The organism is Cryobacterium sp. TMT4-31, from assembly GCF_004403385.1.
Lineage (GTDB): Bacteria > Actinomycetota > Actinomycetes > Actinomycetales > Microbacteriaceae > Cryobacterium > Cryobacterium zongtaii.
The window spans coordinates 1-17978 of sequence record NZ_SOGI01000019.1 but is presented as its reverse complement, the minus strand read 5'-3'; the positions used below and the strand labels follow the sequence as shown (position 1 = coordinate 17978).

Sequence of the window (17978 nt, the reverse complement as noted above, 5' to 3'; positions counted from 1 at the left end):
GACCCCCGCGAATTACCGTGTGTACTGGAGTGCTAGAGGCTGCTGAGGACCACGGCCAGGCCATCGTCCTGCACGCTCACGGTGAGCTCGCTGGCGGCCTCGAGGACGTCGTCCGGGGACTGGCCCATGGCCACACCGCGGCCCTCCGCGCCGGCCCAGAGCAGCATGTCGATGTCGTTGCGCCCGTCGCCGACGGCCATCACCCGGCTGCGTGGGATGCCGCACTCGGCACGCACCCGCTCCATGGCGGTGGCCTTGTTCACACCGTCGGGGGCGATATCGAGCCAGGCGGTCCAGCCGATCGCGTAGCTCACCCGGTTCAGACCCATCTGCTCGACCACCGCGAGGAAGTCCTCCATGTCGTGGTCCGGCGAGACGACGACGACGCGGGTGGCGTCGTGGCGCAGCAGCTCGTCGAAGGCGACGTGCTCACTGTCGATGCCGATCGTGGCGTCGGGGAACACCTCCGTGTACCGGTAGAAGCCGTGCTCGTCCTCCACCGCGTACCGGGCATCCGTGAGGTGCGAGCGGATGGAGAGCAGCACGTCGCTGGGGTCGAAGGTTTCGACCCATTCGCGGCGGTACCCGGTCGGGGCATCCGCGTCTCGGTGCAGCGTGATGGCGCCGTTGGAGCAGACCACGAATTGCGGCGTGATCCCGAGACGCTCGAGCACCGGGAGGGTGGCGGCGGCGCTTCTGCCGGTTGCCAGCATGATCTCGTGGCCCGCCTGGTGCACCCGGCGCACCTGGCGGATCACGGCGTCGCTGATGGTGCCGTCCTCGTGCAGGGTGGTGCCGTCGATGTCGAGGGCAACCAGCCAGGGCGCGTCGGTGGTGGGGCTCATCGGATGGGTGTGAGGACGTCGAGCCCGCCGAGGTAGGGGCGCAGTGCTTCCGGCACGAGAACCGAACCGTCGGCCTGCTGGTGCGTTTCCAGGATGGCGACGATCCACCGGGTCGTGGCGAGGGTGCCGTTGAGGGTGGCGACCGGGGCGGTCTTGCCCGACTCGGTGCGGTAACGGATGTCGAGGCGCCGGGCCTGGAAGGTCGTGCAGTTGCTGGTGCTGGTGAGCTCCCGGTAGGCACCCTGGGTGGGCACCCAGGCCTCGATGTCGTACTTACGGGCGGCGCTGGAACCCAGGTCGCCTGCGGCGACGTCGATCACCCGGTAGCTCAGGCCGAGGGCCTGCAGCATGCCCTCCTGCAGGGCGACGAGGCGGTTGTGCTCGGCCTCGGCATTTTCGGGCAGCACGTAGGTGAACATCTCGAGCTTGTTGAACTGGTGCACTCGGATGATGCCGCGGGTGTCCTTGCCGCCCGACCCGGCCTCGCGGCGGTAGCAGGTGGACCAGCCGGCGTAGCGCAGCGGACCGTCGGACAGGTCGAGGATCTCGTCGCTGTGGTAGCCCGCGAGGGCAACCTCGCTGGTGCCGGTGAGGTAGAGATCGTCGGCGGGCAGGTGGTAGATCTCGTCGGCGTGCTCGCCGAGGAACCCGGTGCCGTCCATGATCTCCGGGCGCACCAGGGTGGGCGTGATCATCGGGATGAAATCGGCCGCGAGAGCATGGTCCAACGCCATGTTCATCAACGCGATCTCGAGCCGGGCGCCGATGCCACGCAGGAAGTAGAACCGGGCACCGGAGACCTTGGCGCCGCGGGCCATGTCGATGGCGCCGAGCATCTCGCCCAGTTCGAGGTGGTCGCGGGCCTCGAAGTCGAAGGTGGGGATCTCGCCGTGGGTGCGCAGGGTGGCGAAGTTGTCTTCGCCGCCGGCGGGCACGCCGTCGATGATCGGGTTGGCGATGGTGCGCATCACGCTCGTGAAACGCGCCTCGGCCTCCGCGGCGGTCACTCCGGCCGCCTTGACCTCCGCGGCCAGGCTCTGCGCCTGGGCGACCAGGGCCTTCTTCTCGGCGGGCGGCGCCTGTGCCACGGTCTTGCCGAAGGCGTTCTGCGAGGCACGCAGCGCCTCGAAGGTGGTGATCGAGGATCGCCGGTCGGCGTCCGCGGCGAGCGCGGCGTCGACGGCCTCGACAGAGTCGCCCCGCGCCTCCTGCGATCGCTTGACGAGGTCGGGATTTTCGCGTAGCAGCACCGGATCAATCACTCGGTCAGTCTACAAGCGCCAGCCGTTGCCCCCTTGCTAGCCTGAGCGGGTGCCAGCCTCCAGTTCCGGACCCAGCGACATCCCCTCGAGTTTGCGCCGTGCCGCGGTGGTCTACAACCCCGTGAAGACGGATGTCGACAGGCTTCGCCTCGGCGTGAACACCGCGGCCGCCGCGGCGGGCTGGGCCGAACCGCTCTGGTTGGCGACCTCCGTGGCCGACCCCGGCCAGCGGGTCACCCGGCAGGCGCTGCGCCAGGGTGTGACCATGGTGCTCGCTGCGGGTGGCGACGGCACCGTGCGGGCGGTGGCCGAAGCGCTGCGTGGGTCGGAGGTGAGCCTGGGCATCCTGCCGGTGGGCACCGGCAACCTGCTGGCCCGCAATCTGCAGCTGCCCCTGAACAGCCTCGACGACGCCATCAGCATCGCCTTCGGCGGGGCCGACAAGGCCATCGACCTCGGCGTGGCCTCGGTCACCTACGCCGACAACAGCATCAACGACCAGGTCTTCCTGGTGATGGCCGGGCTCGGCCTCGACGCCCAGATGATCGCCGAGACGCGCCCGGACCTGAAGAAGCAGGTGGGTTGGCTGGCCTATGTGGATGCGGGGATGCGCGCCATCCCCAAGGCCGAACCGTTCCGCATCCGCTACAGCCTGGGCACCCGCAGCGAGCACCAGGCGCTGGTGAGCACCATCCTGATCGCCAACTGCGGGGTGCTGCCCGGAAACATCCAGTTCCTGCCCGACGCCCTCCTCGACGACGGCGTCCTGGACATCGCCGTGTTGCAGCCCAAGGGTGTGCTCGGCTGGCTCATGATCTGGCGACGGGTGACCTGGCAGAACGGGGTGCTGCGGCGCTCCGCCGTGGGCCGGCGGATCATCGAGCTCACCGATACCGACAGCGAACGTGCGATGACGACGCTGGTCGGCACCGACATCCGGATCGTGCCGGACCACCCGCAGCAATTCGAGCTGGACGGCGACGAATTCGGGCTGGTGACAAGCGTGTTCCTCCGGGCGGATGCCGGTGCCCTGCTGGTGCGGGTACCGGCCGGCTGGCCGATGCCGACGGACGGATCCGCGGGAGTCCGGTGAGCCGTCAGAGGCCCTGGGCGCTTCGGCGCCGGCGAGCCCGCCAGCCCCAGGCGTGCCAGAACAGCAGGCCACCGAGAATCACGATCCCGCTCGAGATCAGGGGTGGCGCGACCAGGTAGCTGAACTGTTGGAGGACGAACGCGACCGGCGGTTCCCCGTTTCCCGTATACGAATTGTTCCCGAACATTCCGCTCACGGCCTGCCACTGCAACACCATGCCACCCGCCGGAAGCGCGAGGGCCACCACCCAGAGCAGCGCGATGTACGGGTTCCACCTCGAGGGCTCCAGCTCGTCCTGGAAGGTGTCGCCGTCGAAGGCCAGGGCGTCGAGATCGTCGAATGCACCGTCGGTGCCGACGACGAGGTCCTCGAACGGCGCCGCGGCTCCGCCGACCGCGGCGGCAGGTTTCGCCGGCGACGCGCCGATCAGCCCGGGGCGAGCGGCGGGCCGGGGTGGATCACCGGGCTGGTAGCCGCGTTGAAACCTGGCGTCGTGCCGCGGGTCGAACGCCGGCCGTTCGGGCCCCCCAGGCTCGGTCACGCTGTCGGCTCCCCCGAGACCAGACCGCGCAGCCAGTCCCTGGCTTCGATGAAAACACCGTCGTCGTACCGGTCGGTGAACACATTGGCCGCTTTGTCGGCTCGCGGATACGAACCGAGGAAGATCACCTTGGGGCTGAACCGGCGCAACCCCAGCAGGGCGTCCGCCACCCGTTCGTCGAGGATGTGCCCGTCGGCGTCAATGACGAACCGGTACCGGCCGAGGGAGTCACCGATCGGCCGGGACTGGATCAGGCTGAGGTTGACGCCGCGGGTGGCGAACTGCTCGAGCATCTCCAGCAGGGCGCCGGCCCGGTCCTCCGGGAGCTCCACGATCACGCTGGTCTTGTCGGCGCCGGTCGGCTCCGGGATCACGGTGGTGCGTCCGACGAGCACGAACCGGGTGACGGCGTTGGGGTTGTCACCGATGTTGCGGGCGAGCACCACCAGGTCATGGTGCTTTTCGATACCGGGCGGCGCGACGGCGGCATCCGCTGGTCCCGGCTCGAACAGGGCGGCGGCGGCGGAGACATTGCTCGACGAGGGGATGTGCCCGTGCCTGGGCAGTGTCGTTTCGAGCCAGCTGCGGCACTGCGCGTAGGCCACCGGATGCGCGTTGACGATCTTGACGTCCTCGAGGGCGGTTCCGGGCCTGGCGACGAGCACAAAGTTGACCGGTACCAGGTATTCGCCGATGATCCGCAGGTTCGGCACGCTGGCCAGGGCGTCCTGGGTGGCGCTCACCCCGCCGTCGACCGAATTCTCGATGGCGATCATGGCGGCGACGCTGCGCCCGCTCACGACGTCGGCGAAGGCCTCCCCCACGTTGTTGACCGCGCGCCACGGCAAGCCCCTGGCCTGGGGAACCTGGGCGAGGGCGGCCTCGGTGAAGGTTCCCGCCGGCCCCAGGAAGCTGTAGTGCACATCGGGAGTCTCTGGCATGGCTCACAGCCTAGTTGGAGTGCAAGACTGGGCACTATGAACGCACGCGCAGGCACCCCGGCCCAGAAATCCGATCTGATCGACGTTGAGGCCCTCATCAGGGCGTATTACGACCTCAAGCCGGATGTGTCGGTGCCCGCCCAGCGGGTTGTCTTCGGCACTTCCGGGCACCGCGGCAGTTCGCTGAACACCGCGTTCAACGAGAACCACATCCTCGCCACAACGCAGGCGATCGTGGAGTACCGCGCCGCCCAGGGCATCACCGGCCCGCTGTTCATCGGCGCCGACACCCACGCCCTCAGCGCCCCGGCCACCACCACGGCCCTCGAGGTGCTGGTGGGCAACGGCGTGCGGGTGCTGGTCGACGAGTTCGACGACTTCGTGCCCACCCCGGCACTGTCGCACGCGATCCTCGCCTACAACCGGGCCGGACACGACGACCAGGCCGACGGCATCGTCGTCACCCCGAGCCACAACCCGCCCATGGACGGCGGCTTCAAGTACAACCCGCCGCACGGCGGACCGGCCGACAGCGACGCCACCTCCTGGATCGCCAATCGCGCCAACGAGATCATCGCCGACGAGATGCGCGCCGTGCTCATGGCCGAGCCCAGCGCCGTGGAGACCTACGACTTCCGCGGCCAGTACGTCGACGACCTCGAGAACATCATCGACATGGCGGCCATCAAGAAGAGCGGCATCCGTATCGGCGCCGACCCGCTGGGCGGCGCGAGCGTCGGCTACTGGGGCGCCATCCGCGACCGCTACGAGCTCAACCTCACCGTGGTCAACCCGCTGGTCGACCCGACCTGGGCGTTCATGACCCTGGACTGGGACGGCAAGATCCGGATGGACCCGTCCAGCCCCTCGGCGATGGCGTCGGTGCTGGCGCACAAGGACGACTTCGACATCCTCACCGGCAACGACGCCGACGCCGACCGGCACGGCATCGTCACGCCGGACGCCGGCCTGATGAACCCCAACCACTTCCTGGCCGTGGCCATCGAATACCTCTACAGCCACCGCGACGGCTGGCGGGCGGATGCCGCGATCGGCAAGACCCTGGTCTCCTCCACCATGATCGACCGCGTCGCCGGTTTCCTCGGCCGTGAGCTGTGGGAGGTCCCGGTGGGCTTCAAGTGGTTCGTGCCCGGCCTGATCGACGGCTCGGTCGCCTTCGGCGGCGAGGAGAGCGCCGGCGCGAGCTTCGTGCGCTTCGACGGCACGGTCTGGACCACCGACAAGGACGGCATCCTGCTGGCCCTGCTCGCTGCGGAGATCGTCGCCGTGACCGGCAAGTCGCCCAGCGTGCGGTACGCCGAACTGGCCGAGCACTTCGGCGCCCCGGCCTACGAGCGCATCGACGCCGTCGCGACGCCGGCGCAGAAGACCGCCCTCGGCAAGCTCGACGGCGCAGCAATCACCGCCACCGAGCTCGCCGGCGACAAAATCATCGGCGCGCTCAGCAACGCCCCGGGAAACGGCGCGGCCATCGGCGGAGTGAAGGTCTTCACCGAATACGCCTGGTTCGCCGCCCGCCCCAGCGGCACCGAAGACGTCTACAAGATCTACGCCGAGTCGTTCAAGGGCCCGGAGCACCTCAAGCTGGTGCAGATCGAGGCCAAGGCCATCGTCGACGCCGCGATCAGCTAGCCCGCGCTCGGTGGGCTACGGGATGCTCCAGTAGTACGCGGTTCCGCCCGGGTGCTTCTCGGTGATCGCGAAGTCCACCGAGAGGTAGTCGGTGTCGTCGGTGTGCCCGGCGTAGTAGATCACGATGTCGTCGCCGGTGCCCTCGATGCGGGAGACGACGGCGGTGTGGTCACGGTCGCCCGTGTTGTCCCAGTCGAACTGGACGACATCACCGAGCTTCACCTGATCGCGCTGGTCGTCGGTCAGGGCGGTGGCCCGGCCGGAGTCCGCGAGGTAGTTCATGAACGCGGTCGAACTCACCCACGGTGAGGAGAAGTCGAAGTCGGAGCCGGTTCCGCTGGTCCACCAGGTCTCGTCCATGGCCCAGCCCCTGGCCACCAGGGACTGACTGGTGAAGTTCACGCAGTCGTTTCCGGTGACCACACCGTACTGGTCGGTGTTGTAGTCCTTCCAGTGCGCCAGCGCGTAACTCAGCTGAGCCTGCACGGCGGGGTCAACGTCGACGGGCGCGGCCGTTATCGCCGGAGTCTCGCGCGGCGCGGTCTCGACCGTGGCAGCGGCGTCCGCCGCCGTGGAACCGCGCTGAGCCGGACCGGTTCGATCCACGCCGGACGTCGCCAGGGCCACGGTTCCCACGGCGAGTCCGCCGAGGATCAGGGCGATGACACCGATCCGTGCTGGTCGAGCTACAGCCACAACTACCTCCATTCGGGGGGGGAATCTCAAGCCAACCACACTATTTGGTGAAGAGTCTGGGACCGGACCGGCCACCGATCTTCGGGCGGTGTTGTGAGCGTGCCAGGCATAGTAGACCTCATCGCGGGCAGGGTGTTCTCGACCCACGGACCGTGAGCGTCGGGGCCCCCGAGGCTGTGGGGGTGGCGTGTGAGTGGAATTCAGCCGAGGGCTTTAGCCGTAGGACGGTGCGGCCGGTAGGCCGAAGAACTCCTCGAGCGTGGTGACGCCCTGGTCGTGCATTTCCGTGGCCAGGTCGATCCCGATGTACCGGAAGTGCCAGGGCTCGAACTCGTAGCCGGTCACCGGGGTCTTGTCGGCGGGGTAGCGCAGCAGGAAGCCGAATCGCCACGCGTTTGCGGCGAGCCACTGGCCGTGTGGGGTGTCGGCGAAGCACGCGTTGAGTGAACACTGCCCGGGCTGGGCGCTGATGTCGATCGTGAGACCGGTCTGGTGTTCACTCGTACCCGGCCGCGCGGTACTCAAGTCGGCACCGGCCTGACCGAGGTTCGCGAGATCGTTGCTGTAGACCCGCGTCTGCGCGTCGAAGCTGCGGTACGCGCTCTGCGATTGCAAGGCCAGGCCGGTTTCGGCCGTGAAGGCGGAGAACAGGGCCACGACGGCGTCGGAGGCCTCCTGCCGCAACTGCGGGGGGTTCGCGAACGGGATCGGCACATCGACGAGGTCGTCGGGAGCGTAGTCGGTGGGGTTGAGCGGGCGGAGCTTGTCAACGACCACCCAGATGCTGTTCGGGTCGTCGATCGACCGGGCAGCGCGGTCGAAGGTGGGCGCCGGAGCCGGGTCAGGCGAGGCCGACGGCGACGGGCGCGGTGGCTCGGTCGGCGTACTGGCCGACGGGCCGGGCGATGCGGATGTGGTCGGCGTGGTCTCGCTCGATGCGGCGCGGCCGGTGTGCTGGCCCAGGATGAGGGCTCCACCACCGGCGACCAGCAGCAGTGCGGCGGCGGCCGCGACGAGTGCGCGTCGACGGCGTACGCGCGGCGACGCCCCCCGGCGCGATTGAACTGACACGCTGCCGAGCATATCCTGCGCCGACGCCACTCCCCGGCATCGGCATCATCGCCGCCGGGGAATTCCAGCGCCCCGTAGTCTGTTTCACCCCGTATGCGAATTGTTATAGCAGGAGCACACGGAAAAATTGCACGGTCCCTCACCCGGGAGTTGACCCTCGACGGACACACTGTGATCGGGCTGATCAGGAACGCTGAGCAAAAGGAAGACCTCGTCCTCGATGGAGCCCAACCGGTTGTCCTCGATCTCGAGAACAGCTCGGTCGACGCCGTCGCCGAGGTCATGGCCGACGCCGACGCCGCGGTCTTCGCGGCCGGCGCGGGTGCGGGCAGCGGCGACGCACGTAAGAACTCGGTCGATCTGGGGGCTTCGGTGTTGTTGGCGGATGCCGCCGAATCCGCCGGGGTGCGCCGGTTCGTACAGATCTCCTCCACCGGAGCGGATCTGGTGCGTGACGGAGCCACCCCCGACAGCGTCCCCGCCGACTTCGTCGCCTACCTCCAGGCCAAGCTCGGCGCAGAGGAAGACCTCGCGGGCAGAGACCTCGACTGGACCATCGTGCGGCCGGGCACCCTGACCGATCACGACCCCATCGGCTCGGTTCGGCTTGAGCGCACGGGACCCGACGAGAGCGGAACCGTGCAGCCGGAGACCCAGGGCAGCGTGCCCCGGGCCGATGTGGCAGCGGTGCTGGCCGAGCTGCTCCGCACCGGAGCAGGCAGCCACACGGTGCTGCACCTCATTTCCGGCCCGACGCCGGTGGCGAAGGCCGTGGCCGTCTTCGCCTGAGACACCACACACGTCGCTCCCCTGACCGATTCAGGGGAGCGACGTGAGGCGGCTGGATCAGCCCTTGACGGCGCCCGCCATGATGCCGGAGATGAGCTGCTTGCCCGCAAGCACGAAGAGCACGAGCAGCGGCAGTGTTGCCAGCACGGCACCTGCGAGCACGACCGAGTAGTCGATGTATCGTGCGGACTGCAGCTGGCTGAGAGCCACCTGCAGGGTCGGGTTCTGCGGCGAAACGATCATCGGCCAGAGAAAGTCCGTCCACGCCATCATGAAGGTGAAGAGCGACAGGATCGCCATCGCCGGACGGGCGGCGGGAACCGCGACGTTCCAGAACGTGGTGATCATGTTCGCGCCGTCGACGCGGGCCGCCTCAATGAGCTCGTCCGGAATCACGTCGACGAGGTACTGGCGCATGAAGAACACGCCGAAGGCCGTCACCAGGGTCGGGACGATGATCGCGCCGATGGAGCCGGTCCAGCCGAACTCGCGCATCAGGATGAACAGCGGAATGATGCCCAGCTGGGTGGGGATCGCCATCGTCGCGACGACGAAAACCATCAGCCCGTTGCTGCCACGGAACTTGAGCTTGGCGAACGCGTACCCGGCGAGAGTCGAGAACGATACGACGGACACGGTGATGATCGTCGACACGATCACGCTGTTGAGCAGGGCCTGCCAAAACGGAATGGTGTCGAAGACTGCGGCGACGTTGGTCCAGAACTGCCCGCCAGGAAGAAGCGGCGGCCAATCCTGGGACAGCACAGACGACGGGCTCGCACCGACGACAACGGACCACCAGAGCGGGTAGGTTCCGCCTGCGAAGAGCGCGATCAGGATTCCGTAGGTAAGGAAGCCTGGACGACGGTCGATGCCGAGGCCTTTGTGCTTTGTCTTGCCCCGCTTGACGGTGACCGTCTGACCCGGTACCTCCGGGGTGGTTTCTGGGCGGGCGATGGTGTCGGTCATGCTCGGGGCTCCTTCGCGCCGTTTCGGAGCGTGCGGCGAACCGCGCGTTTGTTGTTCTTCGCGTCGGACCGGCTGTCTGCCGTGGCGATCCGTTGCGAGATCAGGTAATTGAGCACGCCGAACGCCACGATGATGACGAACAGGATCAGGGCGATCGCCGAGGCCTTGCCGAAGTTCTGGCGCTGGAAGGCCATCTCCCACAGGTAGAGCACCGTGGTCTGGAACTGTCGGTGCGCACCACCGGCCGTGGAGCTGGTCGCGTCGTACAGGCGCGGCTCGGTGAAGATCTGCAGCCCACCGATGGTCGCCGTGATGATGACGAAGATCATGGTGGGGCGGATGCTCGGCAGGGTGATGGAGAAGAAGCGGCGGACAAACCCGGCGCCGTCCAGGGCGGCGGACTCGTGGATGTCCCGCGGCACCGACTGCATGGCGGCGAGCAGGATCAGGGCGTTGTAGCCGGTCCAGCGCCAGTTCACCATGCCGGCGATGGCCAGGTGGCTGGGCAACACATCGGTTTTCCAAAGGATCGGGTCCACGCCGACGAAGCTGAGCAGGTGGTTCACCAGACCGCTCTGCTCGCTGAACATGCTGGAGAAGATGAGGGCGACCGCGACAGGGGTCACGACGTAGGGGATGAGGATGCTCATGCGCCAGAAGGTCTTGGCACGCAGGTTCTGGTCGAGGATCGCGGCGATGGCCGTGGCCACCACGAGCTGCGGAATGCTCGAGAGCAGGAAGATACTCATGGTGTTGAACAGTGAATTCCAGAACAAGGGGTCACTGAGCTCTGCGGCGTAGTTGTCGAAGCCGACCCACTCCCCCGGCCCGCTCAGCAGATTCCAGTTGTTCAGGGACACCACAAAGGTGTAGACGAGAGGGAACAGGCCCACCAGGCCGAACAGCACGAAGAACGGTGCGACGTACAGGTAGGGCGAGACTTTCACATCCAGGCGGCTCAGCCGGTGCTTGTAGGTGAGGGCGCTCGCGCGGCCGGGACGCTTGAGAGGCGCGGGAGCGCTGGTCTCTGGTTCAAGTGTGCGTGTCATGGTGACTTTCTGCATTCGAGCCGGGCTTCCGGTGCCGCGTCGCGGCGCCGGAAGCCCGGCAAGAGCGGATTGGTGCTGCTACTACTTGTTGACGATGAGCTGGTCGAACAGGGTCATGGCGTCGTCCCATGCCTTGTCGCCCGCGACACCCTGGTCGAGCGCGATCGCGGACGGGCCGAAGACCTGCTCCTGGATCGTGGAGTCATCCGGACCCTTGAACTGGGCCTTCACGCCGTCGGCACGCTTGGTGAGGATTTCAGCGATCGGCGCGTCGTTGAAGAACGCGGAGACTCCGGTTGCCTCAGACAGTGCGGGGTCCGTCTGTGCAGCGGTGACGCTGGGGAACGGGCCCTCGGCCTTGAACTCTGCGACCTGCTGGTCGGCCTCGGTCAACCAGGCAGCCAGGTCCGCGGCTTCCTGCGGGTGCTTGGACTGCGTCGGGACGGTCAGGAAGGTTCCGCCCCAGTTGGTCGCTCCGCCGGGGAACACGTCGGCGAAGTCCCAGCCGGCCGTCGCGCCGGTGGCGTCGCCGCCGGCGGTCTCGACCTGGCCCTGAACGACTCCGAGCATCCAGCCCGGGCACATGAAGGTCGCGAAGGTTCCGTCGGTGAACGACGAGCCCTTGTTCCAGTCCCACTGAGCCTGCTTGCCGGAAAGGCCGGCCGCGTTGGCGTCGGCCAGCTGCGTCCAGGCCGCCTTCAGCTCGGCGTTGTCAACAACGTTGAGCTCGCCGTCGGCGGTGTAGTAGCCCTCGTCCATCTGGTTCACCATGGAGTTCCAGATGAAGCCGGACTGGTCGAACCACGCCTTGCCGGTGGCCTCCTGGTACTTCTTGCCCAGGGCGAAGTAGCTTTCCCAGCTTGCGTCGTCGCCGCCGAGAAGCGTGGCTACTTCGGCACGGTCGGTGGGCAGCCCGGCGGCTTCGAAGGCTGCGCTGTTGTAGCAGAGTCCCTCCGGGCCGATGTCGGTGCCGTAACCGATGATGCGTCCTTCAGCGTCGGTGCCCTGTTCGAGCTTCCACGGAACCCAGCGGTCCTTGATGTCGTCGGCGCCGTATTCCGACAGGTCGACGAACTGGTCGGAGACGGCCATGATCGAACCCAGCCAGCCTTCCTCGACGGCGACAACGTCCGAGAGGCCGCTGCCGGCGGCAATTTTGGTGAAGGCATCCGTGCGAGCGTTGCCACCCGTGTCGATGTTGTTCGCCTTGATGGTGATGCCGGGGTTGGCTGCCTCATACTCGGCGTACAGGTCAGCCATACCCATGCTGCCGAACGTGGTGACGGTCAGCTCGATGTCACCGCCGGAGGCGCCGTCGGTGCCCGCCGACGAACAGCCTGTGGCGATGAGGGCGAAGGATGCGGCGCAGGCTACTGCGGCGCCAACCTTGGTGCGTTGTGAGAACTTCACTTTCACTCCTTTGTGTGCGTGTGCTTGTGCGATTGCAAGACATACGTGCGGGAATGAGAGCGCTCTCATTCAAACGTGAGAGCGCTCTCATCAATCACCGTCACCATAGAGCAGGAGAAGCAGGCTTGTCAATACGACCACGACGTACCGGTGATTTGACGGCGCGTCGTGACCTCGAACGGGGGCGCTGAAGGGCGGCCTGGGCACGGGCGCACCGGATTCACGCGGGACCAATGGCCCGGGCGCAAATAGACTGACCCCATGACAATGGGAATCCGGAGTGCGCGTCCGCCCCAGCCGACCCTCGAGATGGTCGCCGCGGCGGCCGGAGTCTCCAGAGCAACGGTCAGCCGGGTTGTCAACGGCTCCCCCAAGGTCAGGCAGGAGGTCGTCGATTCCGTCAACGCCGCGATCGAACAACTCAACTATGTACCCAACCGCGCCGCCAGGTCACTGGCCAGCCACCACACCCAGTCGGTCGCCCTGGTCGTGCCGGAAGACATGACCAAGTTCTTCGGCGACCCGTACTTCGCCGCCGTCGTGCAGGGCATCACTCAGCGCCTGGACGAGAGTGACTACACGCTCAACCTCCTCGTCGCGTCGAGCGACCCCCGGCACAAGACCATGCGCTACCTGCGCTCGGGTAACGTCGATGGAGCCATCGTCATCTCGCACCACACCGGCGATGATTTCGTGGCGAACCTGGAGACCACCATGCCCGTGGTATTCGGTGGCCGACCCACGAACCACTCCGGCCCGGATAATTACTTCGTGGACGTCGACAACGTGGCCGGCGCCATCAGCGGCGTGCAGCATCTCATCAACCTCGGCCGGCACCGCATTGGCACCATCACCGGACCGGTCGACATGCCCGCCGGCATCGACCGACTCAATGGCTTCCGGCACGCACTCGCGGCCGCCGGGCTCGAGTCAGATGCCGTGGAGCACGCCGACTTCACGGCCGCGGGCGCCGCCGCGGCAACTCGCCGTCTGCTTGAACACAGCCCGCACGTGGATGCCTTGTTCGTCGCGAGCGACCTCATGGCCGTGGGCACGATGGGGGTCTTGGCCGAACAGGGCCGCTCGGTGCCCGGCGATATCGCGGTGGTCTCGTTCGACGACAGCCCGGCCGCCACCTCCGGTCCGATCTCGCTGACCACGGTGAGCCAGCCATCGAAGGAGATGGGCTTCGCGATGGCGGACCTGCTCTTGCGCCTGCTCGCCGGCGACGAGACCGTGCCGCACCATAACTTCATGCCGACGCGCTTGGTGCTTCGCGACTCGGCCTGAGCCGCCCAGGTCATCCGTTCAGTCGAGCTGCGGCATAACCTCTCTGGCCAGAAAATCAAGGTGCTCGAGGTCGGCCAGGTCCATGATCTGCAGGTAGACGCACTCCACGCCGTCGGCGGCGAGGGCTCCCAGCCTGTCGACGACCTCACCGGTGGTCCCGGCGATCCCGTGCTCGCGGAGTTCGGCGGGCTCCCGGCCCACGGCGGCAGCGCGTCGGGCGAACTCGGCCTCGTCGGCGCCGGCCACCGCGATCAGCGCAGTCGAGTAGACCAGTTCCTGCGGGTTGCGGCCGATGGCCTCGCAGGCTGCGCGCACCCCGGCGAACTTGGCGGGGATGTCGGCGAAGTCGGGGAAGGGCAGGTTGAATTCGGTGGCGAACCGCGCGGCCATCGCCGGGGTGCGCTTGGCTCCGCCACCGCCCACGATCACCGGCACGCGGGACTGCGTGGGCTTGGGCAGGGCGGGAGAGTCTACGAGGGTGTAGTGCTCGCCGGCGAAACTGTAGGTCTCACCGACGGGCGTTCCCCACAGGCCGGTGATCACTTCGAGCTGCTCCTCGAGCATGCCGAACCGCTTGGCCGGGAAGGGGATGCCGTAGGCCAGGTGTTCCTGTTCGAACCAGCCGGTGCCCAGGCCCAGTTCCACGCGGCCGCCCGACATCTGGTCGACCTGGGCGACCTGGATCGCCAGGACCCCCGGCGGACGGTAGGTGACCGAGGACACCAGGGTGCCGAGGCGGATGCGCTGCGTCTCGCGCGCCAGTCCGGCCAGGGTGGTCCAGGCATCCGTCGGCCCGGGCAGCCCGGAGACGTGATCGCCCATGGCGAGGTAATGGTCTGAGCGGAAGAAGGCGTCGAAGCCGAGAGTCTCGGTGGCCTGCGCGACCGCGAGGAGGTCGTCGTAGCTGGCGCCCTGCTGGGGCTCGGTGAAAATGCGGAGTCTCATGCTCCCAGTCTTGTCTCCAGCTCGGCGTCGACGAAATCCACACCGGGCAGGGCGCCGAGCCTCTCGTGCATCACCGCGAGCGACTCCGGGTTCTGGTCGATGAGAAGGAACTTGCGCCCCAGGGCAGCCGCGACGGCACCCGTCGTGCCGCTGCCGGCGAAGAAGTCCAGCACCCAGTCGCCCTCCCGGCTGGAGGCTTGGATCATGCGCCGCAGGATGCCGACCGGCTTCTGGGTGGGGTAGCCGGTTTTCTCCTTGCCCGTGGGCGAGACGATGGTGTGCCACCAGACATCCGTGGGCAGTTTGCCCTTGGCCACCTTCTCGGGGGTGACCAGGCCCGGCGCCATGTAGGGCTCCCGGTCCACGGTGCTGGAGTCGAAGTAGTAAGCCTTGGGGTTCTTCACGTAGACCAGGATCGTGTCGTGCTTGGTGGGCCAGCGGTTCTTCGATTTGGCGCCGTAGTCGTAGGCCCAGATCAGCTCGTTGAGGAAGCAGTCCCGGCCGAAGAGAGCGTCGAGGAGCACCTTGGCGTAGTGCGCCTCACGGTAGTCCAAGTGCAGGTAGAGGGTGCCGTCATCGGCCAGCAGGCGCCAGGCCTCGATCAAACGGGGCTCCAAGAACGCCCAGTAGTCCTCGAACTGGTCGTCGTAGCCGAGCAGATCGCCCTTGATGCGCTCGTAGCGCTGGCCCTTGAACCCGGTGATGGTTCCGGTGGCGTGGGCGCCGCTGGCCAGGGTGCTCCGCACCGAGGTGGTCGACTGTCGCTTCTGGCTGCGGCCGGTGTTGAACGGCGGGTCGAGGTAGATGAGGGTGAACGCGCCGTCGGGCAGCGTCGGCAGCACAACCAGGTTGTCCGCCTCGATGACCCTGCTGGGAGAGGACTGAGTCCACGCGTTTGGCATTCCCTCATTCTGTCAGTCGGCTTACGCTGTTCCGATGACAAGTGAAGAGATGACCCGTGCCGACAGCACCGCGCACGTCAGGCACGAACCGGACCTCTCGCGCTACACGCTGTGGCAGGACGGCGAGCCGGTGGGCCTGGCCGACTACAGGCTGGCGGGCCAGTCAGTGACCTTCACCCACACCGAGGTCGACCCGGCCAAGCGCGCACACGGGCTCGCGGGCTTCCTCATCGAGCAGGCGCTCGACGACGTGCGCACGCGCACCGACCTCACCGTGGTGGCGGCCTGCCCGTTCGTCGCGGACTGGATCGACCAGCACGCCGAATACCAGGACCTGCTCATCCGCGGCACCTGATCCTGTGCTCGCCAGGCGCTGTGCTGGCCAGGGCCGTCCTGGTTAGGGCACGCGGCCGATCCAGGCGTCGGTGCTGAACTTGCTCTCCACCAAGTCGGCGGCCTTGGCGTATTCCTCATCGGTGATGTCGCCGGGTTTCGCCCCGTACAGGCTCGTGAAAGTCTGCTTCATGCGGTCGATGATCTCGGCGCGGCTGAGCCCGGTCTGGCTGCGGAGCGGATCCACCCGCTTGGCGGCGCTGGTGATGCCCTTGTCGCTGAGCTTCTCCCGGCCGATGCGCAGCACCTGCACCATCTTCTCGCCGTCCATGTCGTAGCTCATGGTGACGTGGTGCAGCACGGCGCCGCTGCCGAGGCGCTTCTGGGCCGCCCCGCCGATCTTTCCGGTGGGGCTCGTGATGTCGTTGAGCGGCTGGTAGTGCGCGTCGATGCCCAGTGACTTGAGCGCCGTGATGACCCACTCGTCGAGGAAGGCGTAGGAGTCGGCGAAGCTCATACCGTGCACCAGCTCGGTGGGAGCGTAGATCGAATACGTGATCACCGAACCGGCCTCCATGAACATGGCGCCGCCGCCGGAGACCCGGCGCACCACCGTGAAGCCGTGCTTTTCGGCGTTGACGGGGTCGACCTCGTTCTTCAGCGACTGGAAGCTGCCGATCACGACGGCCGGTTCATTCCACTCCCAGATGCGCAGGGTGGGGCTGCGGCGGCCCTCGCCGACCTCGACGGCGAGCACCTCGTCGAGAGCCATCTGCATGACCGGGGGCACGGCCTTGGTGTGGATGATCTGCCACTCATAGTCCCGCCAGCCGCTGGCGTGGGCGAGCGAACGACGGATGGCGACGGCGACCGACTCCGGAGAGAACCCGAGCAGGGTGGCCTGGGGCGGCAACGCGGCCCGCACCGCGGCCGCGATGGTGGCCGCGTCGCTGTCGGCGGCGAGGCCGTTCACCGCTGCGTTGATGTCCTCGAGGGCGTCGTCCGGCTCGAGAAAGAAATCACCGGCCAGGCGAAAATCGGTGATGAGATTGTCGACGACATTCAGATCGACCACAACGAGTTTGCCGCCTGGAACCTTGTATTCACCATGCATGTGATCAGCCTAATCGTCGGCAGCGGACTCGGAGACGGCGGCCGGGAGATGCGCGTCGAGCCAGGCGACCAGGTCGGCCAGCACCTCGTCGCGGTTGATCTCGTTGAGGACCTCGTGCCGGGCGCCGGGGTACACGATCAGGCGCACATCCCGCAGGCCGGACCGGCGCCGGAAGGCGTCCACAAGCTTGCGGGCGCTGCGTTCCCCGCCCACGGGGTCGTCGCCGCCGACCTGGATGAGCACGGGCAGGTCCGCGGGGAGCCGCCGGGCGGGGCGACCGAGGATGCGGGCGGCGTCGCGCAGGCCGAACAGCTTGGCGAGCGGCACGCTCGTGGTGAGCGGGTCGGCCACAAAAGCCGCCGCGACCGCCGGGTCCCGGCTGAGCCACTCGGCACCGGTCGAGCCGAGGTGCTTGTGCCTGGCGTTGAGATCCCCGCTGTTGAGGTAGCCGGGCCAGCGGTAGGCCGTGCCGGTGAGCACGACCGCCTGGTAGTCCTGAGGATACCGGTTGAGGATCATCTGCGCCATGAAGGATCCCCAACTGTGCCCGAGCAGCACCAGCGGCACCGGCTGTGCCTGCGGTTGCCCGGTCTGCGCAGCCGGTCCCTCGCCCCGCGCAACGGTCTGGTGGCGGGTGGCCTGCAAGATCACGCCGGTGAAGGCGTGCACGGCGGCGACGGCCGCGCGCAGACCGCCGACGCCGAGCCGACCGAGCTGGCCGACGTCGCCACCGTGCTGCAGCATCCCGGTCTGGCCGTGCCCGCGGTGGTCGTCGGCGTAGACGGAGTAGCCGGCCGCGTTGAGCGCGCGGGCCACCTCCCGGTAGCGCAGGGCGTGTTCGCCGACCCCGTGCACGAGCTGCACGATCGCGCGCGGGTTGTCGACCGGCCAGGCGTAGTAGACGATCGGGACGCCGTGTTCATCGATGAAGGTGGGCACGGGCTTATTCTGCCGTACCTGTTGCCCGTGCGGACATTTGCGCCCGGCGTACCGGGGGTGGATTCAACTGGTCGATGCAACACCGCTGTTTTCTTGGTCTGAGAGTAGCTGATGCAGGGCTTCTCGCGGGGTGGCT

General features: G+C 67.5%; 18 protein-coding genes. 5 read left to right on the top strand and 13 right to left on the bottom strand.

Annotated features, from left to right (window positions below; all coding sequences use genetic code 11):
• Nucleotides 1-32: 32 nt before the first annotated feature.
• Together E3T19_RS04585 and serS are read right to left on the bottom strand one after the other, a co-directional pair.
• Nucleotides 33-845, bottom strand: coding sequence for an HAD family hydrolase (locus E3T19_RS04585; protein WP_134408220.1), 813 nt, complete (start codon nucleotides 843-845; stop codon nucleotides 33-35).
• Entirely contained in the window at nucleotides 842-2107 is a 1266-nt protein-coding gene (serS, locus tag E3T19_RS04580; RefSeq protein ID WP_088454914.1) for a serine--tRNA ligase, read from the bottom strand. Before serS ends, E3T19_RS04585 begins: the two co-directional genes overlap by 4 nt.
• A 49-nt stretch (nucleotides 2108-2156) precedes the next feature.
• Here serS and E3T19_RS04575 point away from each other — a divergent pair, with 49 nt between their 5' ends.
• Nucleotides 2157-3200 carry a diacylglycerol kinase family protein gene (locus E3T19_RS04575; protein ID WP_174776337.1) on the top strand — a complete coding sequence of 348 codons (1044 nt, stop codon included), beginning with the start codon at nucleotides 2157-2159 and terminating at the stop codon, nucleotides 3198-3200.
• 4 nt (nucleotides 3201-3204) lie between these two features.
• On the opposite strand, the gene E3T19_RS04570 is transcribed toward E3T19_RS04575, so the two are convergent.
• Nucleotides 3205-3741, bottom strand: coding sequence for a hypothetical protein (locus E3T19_RS04570; RefSeq protein WP_103478750.1), 537 nt, complete (start codon nucleotides 3739-3741; stop codon nucleotides 3205-3207).
• Complete coding sequence (gene pheA, locus E3T19_RS04565) at nucleotides 3738-4682, bottom strand: prephenate dehydratase (protein ID WP_088454912.1); 945 nt, start codon at nucleotides 4680-4682, stop codon at nucleotides 3738-3740. Before pheA ends, E3T19_RS04570 begins: the two co-directional genes overlap by 4 nt.
• 36 nt (nucleotides 4683-4718) lie before the next feature.
• On the opposite strand from pheA, the gene pgm reads away from it, so the two are divergent.
• A complete protein-coding gene (gene pgm, locus E3T19_RS04560; RefSeq protein WP_088454911.1) occupies nucleotides 4719-6335 on the top strand; it encodes a phosphoglucomutase (alpha-D-glucose-1,6-bisphosphate-dependent) in 1617 nt (538 codons plus the stop codon).
• Between the two features lie 15 nt (nucleotides 6336-6350).
• Here the strand turns inward: pgm and E3T19_RS04555 are convergent, their stop codons facing one another.
• Together E3T19_RS04555 and E3T19_RS04550 are read right to left on the bottom strand one after the other, a co-directional pair.
• Complete coding sequence (locus E3T19_RS04555) at nucleotides 6351-7031, bottom strand: amidase domain-containing protein (RefSeq protein ID WP_166788792.1); 681 nt, start codon at nucleotides 7029-7031, stop codon at nucleotides 6351-6353.
• 213 nt (nucleotides 7032-7244) lie between these two features.
• Complete coding sequence (locus E3T19_RS04550; RefSeq protein WP_241980014.1) at nucleotides 7245-8102, bottom strand: D-alanyl-D-alanine carboxypeptidase family protein; 858 nt, start codon at nucleotides 8100-8102, stop codon at nucleotides 7245-7247.
• A gap of 93 nt (nucleotides 8103-8195) precedes the next feature.
• On the opposite strand from E3T19_RS04550, the gene E3T19_RS04545 reads away from it, so the two are divergent.
• A complete protein-coding gene (locus tag E3T19_RS04545; protein ID WP_088454908.1) occupies nucleotides 8196-8891 on the top strand; it encodes an NAD(P)H-binding protein in 696 nt (231 codons plus the stop codon).
• Nucleotides 8892-8948: 57 nt separating this feature from the next.
• Here the strand turns inward: E3T19_RS04545 and E3T19_RS04540 are convergent, their stop codons facing one another.
• The 3 genes from E3T19_RS04540 to E3T19_RS04530 all read right to left on the bottom strand — a co-directional run bounded on the left by E3T19_RS04540 (nucleotide 8949) and on the right by E3T19_RS04530 (nucleotide 12319).
• Nucleotides 8949-9860, bottom strand: coding sequence for a carbohydrate ABC transporter permease (locus E3T19_RS04540; protein ID WP_088454907.1), 912 nt, complete (start codon nucleotides 9858-9860; stop codon nucleotides 8949-8951).
• Nucleotides 9857-10909, bottom strand: a complete 1053-nt coding sequence (locus E3T19_RS04535) for a carbohydrate ABC transporter permease (protein ID WP_103430255.1) — start codon at nucleotides 10907-10909, stop codon at nucleotides 9857-9859. Before E3T19_RS04535 ends, E3T19_RS04540 begins: the two co-directional genes overlap by 4 nt.
• Nucleotides 10910-10990: 81 nt before the next feature.
• Nucleotides 10991-12319 (bottom strand): ABC transporter substrate-binding protein, encoded by a 1329-nt coding sequence (locus E3T19_RS04530; RefSeq protein ID WP_088454906.1) that lies wholly within the window; start codon nucleotides 12317-12319, stop codon nucleotides 10991-10993.
• Between the two features lie 261 nt (nucleotides 12320-12580).
• On the opposite strand from E3T19_RS04530, the gene E3T19_RS04525 reads away from it, so the two are divergent.
• Nucleotides 12581-13609: a LacI family DNA-binding transcriptional regulator gene (locus E3T19_RS04525; RefSeq protein WP_088454905.1), complete on the top strand. Its 1029-nt coding sequence runs from the start codon at nucleotides 12581-12583 to the stop codon at nucleotides 13607-13609.
• Nucleotides 13610-13627: 18 nt separating this feature from the next.
• Here E3T19_RS04525 and E3T19_RS04520 read toward each other — a convergent pair whose 3' ends face one another.
• Both E3T19_RS04520 and E3T19_RS04515 read right to left on the bottom strand, forming a co-directional pair.
• Nucleotides 13628-14554: an LLM class F420-dependent oxidoreductase gene (locus tag E3T19_RS04520; protein WP_088454904.1), complete on the bottom strand. Its 927-nt coding sequence runs from the start codon at nucleotides 14552-14554 to the stop codon at nucleotides 13628-13630.
• Nucleotides 14551-15456 (bottom strand): site-specific DNA-methyltransferase, encoded by a 906-nt coding sequence (locus tag E3T19_RS04515; protein ID WP_088454903.1) that lies wholly within the window; start codon nucleotides 15454-15456, stop codon nucleotides 14551-14553. The genes E3T19_RS04520 and E3T19_RS04515 overlap by 4 nt, the downstream gene beginning before the upstream one ends.
• 34 nt (nucleotides 15457-15490) lie before the next feature.
• Between E3T19_RS04515 and E3T19_RS04510 the strand changes: the two genes are divergently transcribed.
• Nucleotides 15491-15811, top strand: a complete 321-nt coding sequence (locus E3T19_RS04510; protein ID WP_241980012.1) for a GNAT family N-acetyltransferase — start codon at nucleotides 15491-15493, stop codon at nucleotides 15809-15811.
• A 42-nt stretch (nucleotides 15812-15853) separates the two neighbouring features.
• On the opposite strand, the gene E3T19_RS04505 is transcribed toward E3T19_RS04510, so the two are convergent.
• The gene (locus tag E3T19_RS04505; protein WP_088454901.1) at nucleotides 15854-16903 is read right to left on the bottom strand and encodes a biotin/lipoate A/B protein ligase family protein; all 1050 of its coding nucleotides are present in this window, start codon (nucleotides 16901-16903) and stop codon (nucleotides 15854-15856) included.
• A 9-nt stretch (nucleotides 16904-16912) separates the two neighbouring features.
• Nucleotides 16913-17842 carry an alpha/beta fold hydrolase gene (locus E3T19_RS04500; RefSeq protein WP_134408217.1) on the bottom strand — a complete coding sequence of 310 codons (930 nt, stop codon included), beginning with the start codon at nucleotides 17840-17842 and terminating at the stop codon, nucleotides 16913-16915.
• Nucleotides 17843-17978 lie beyond the last annotated feature (136 nt).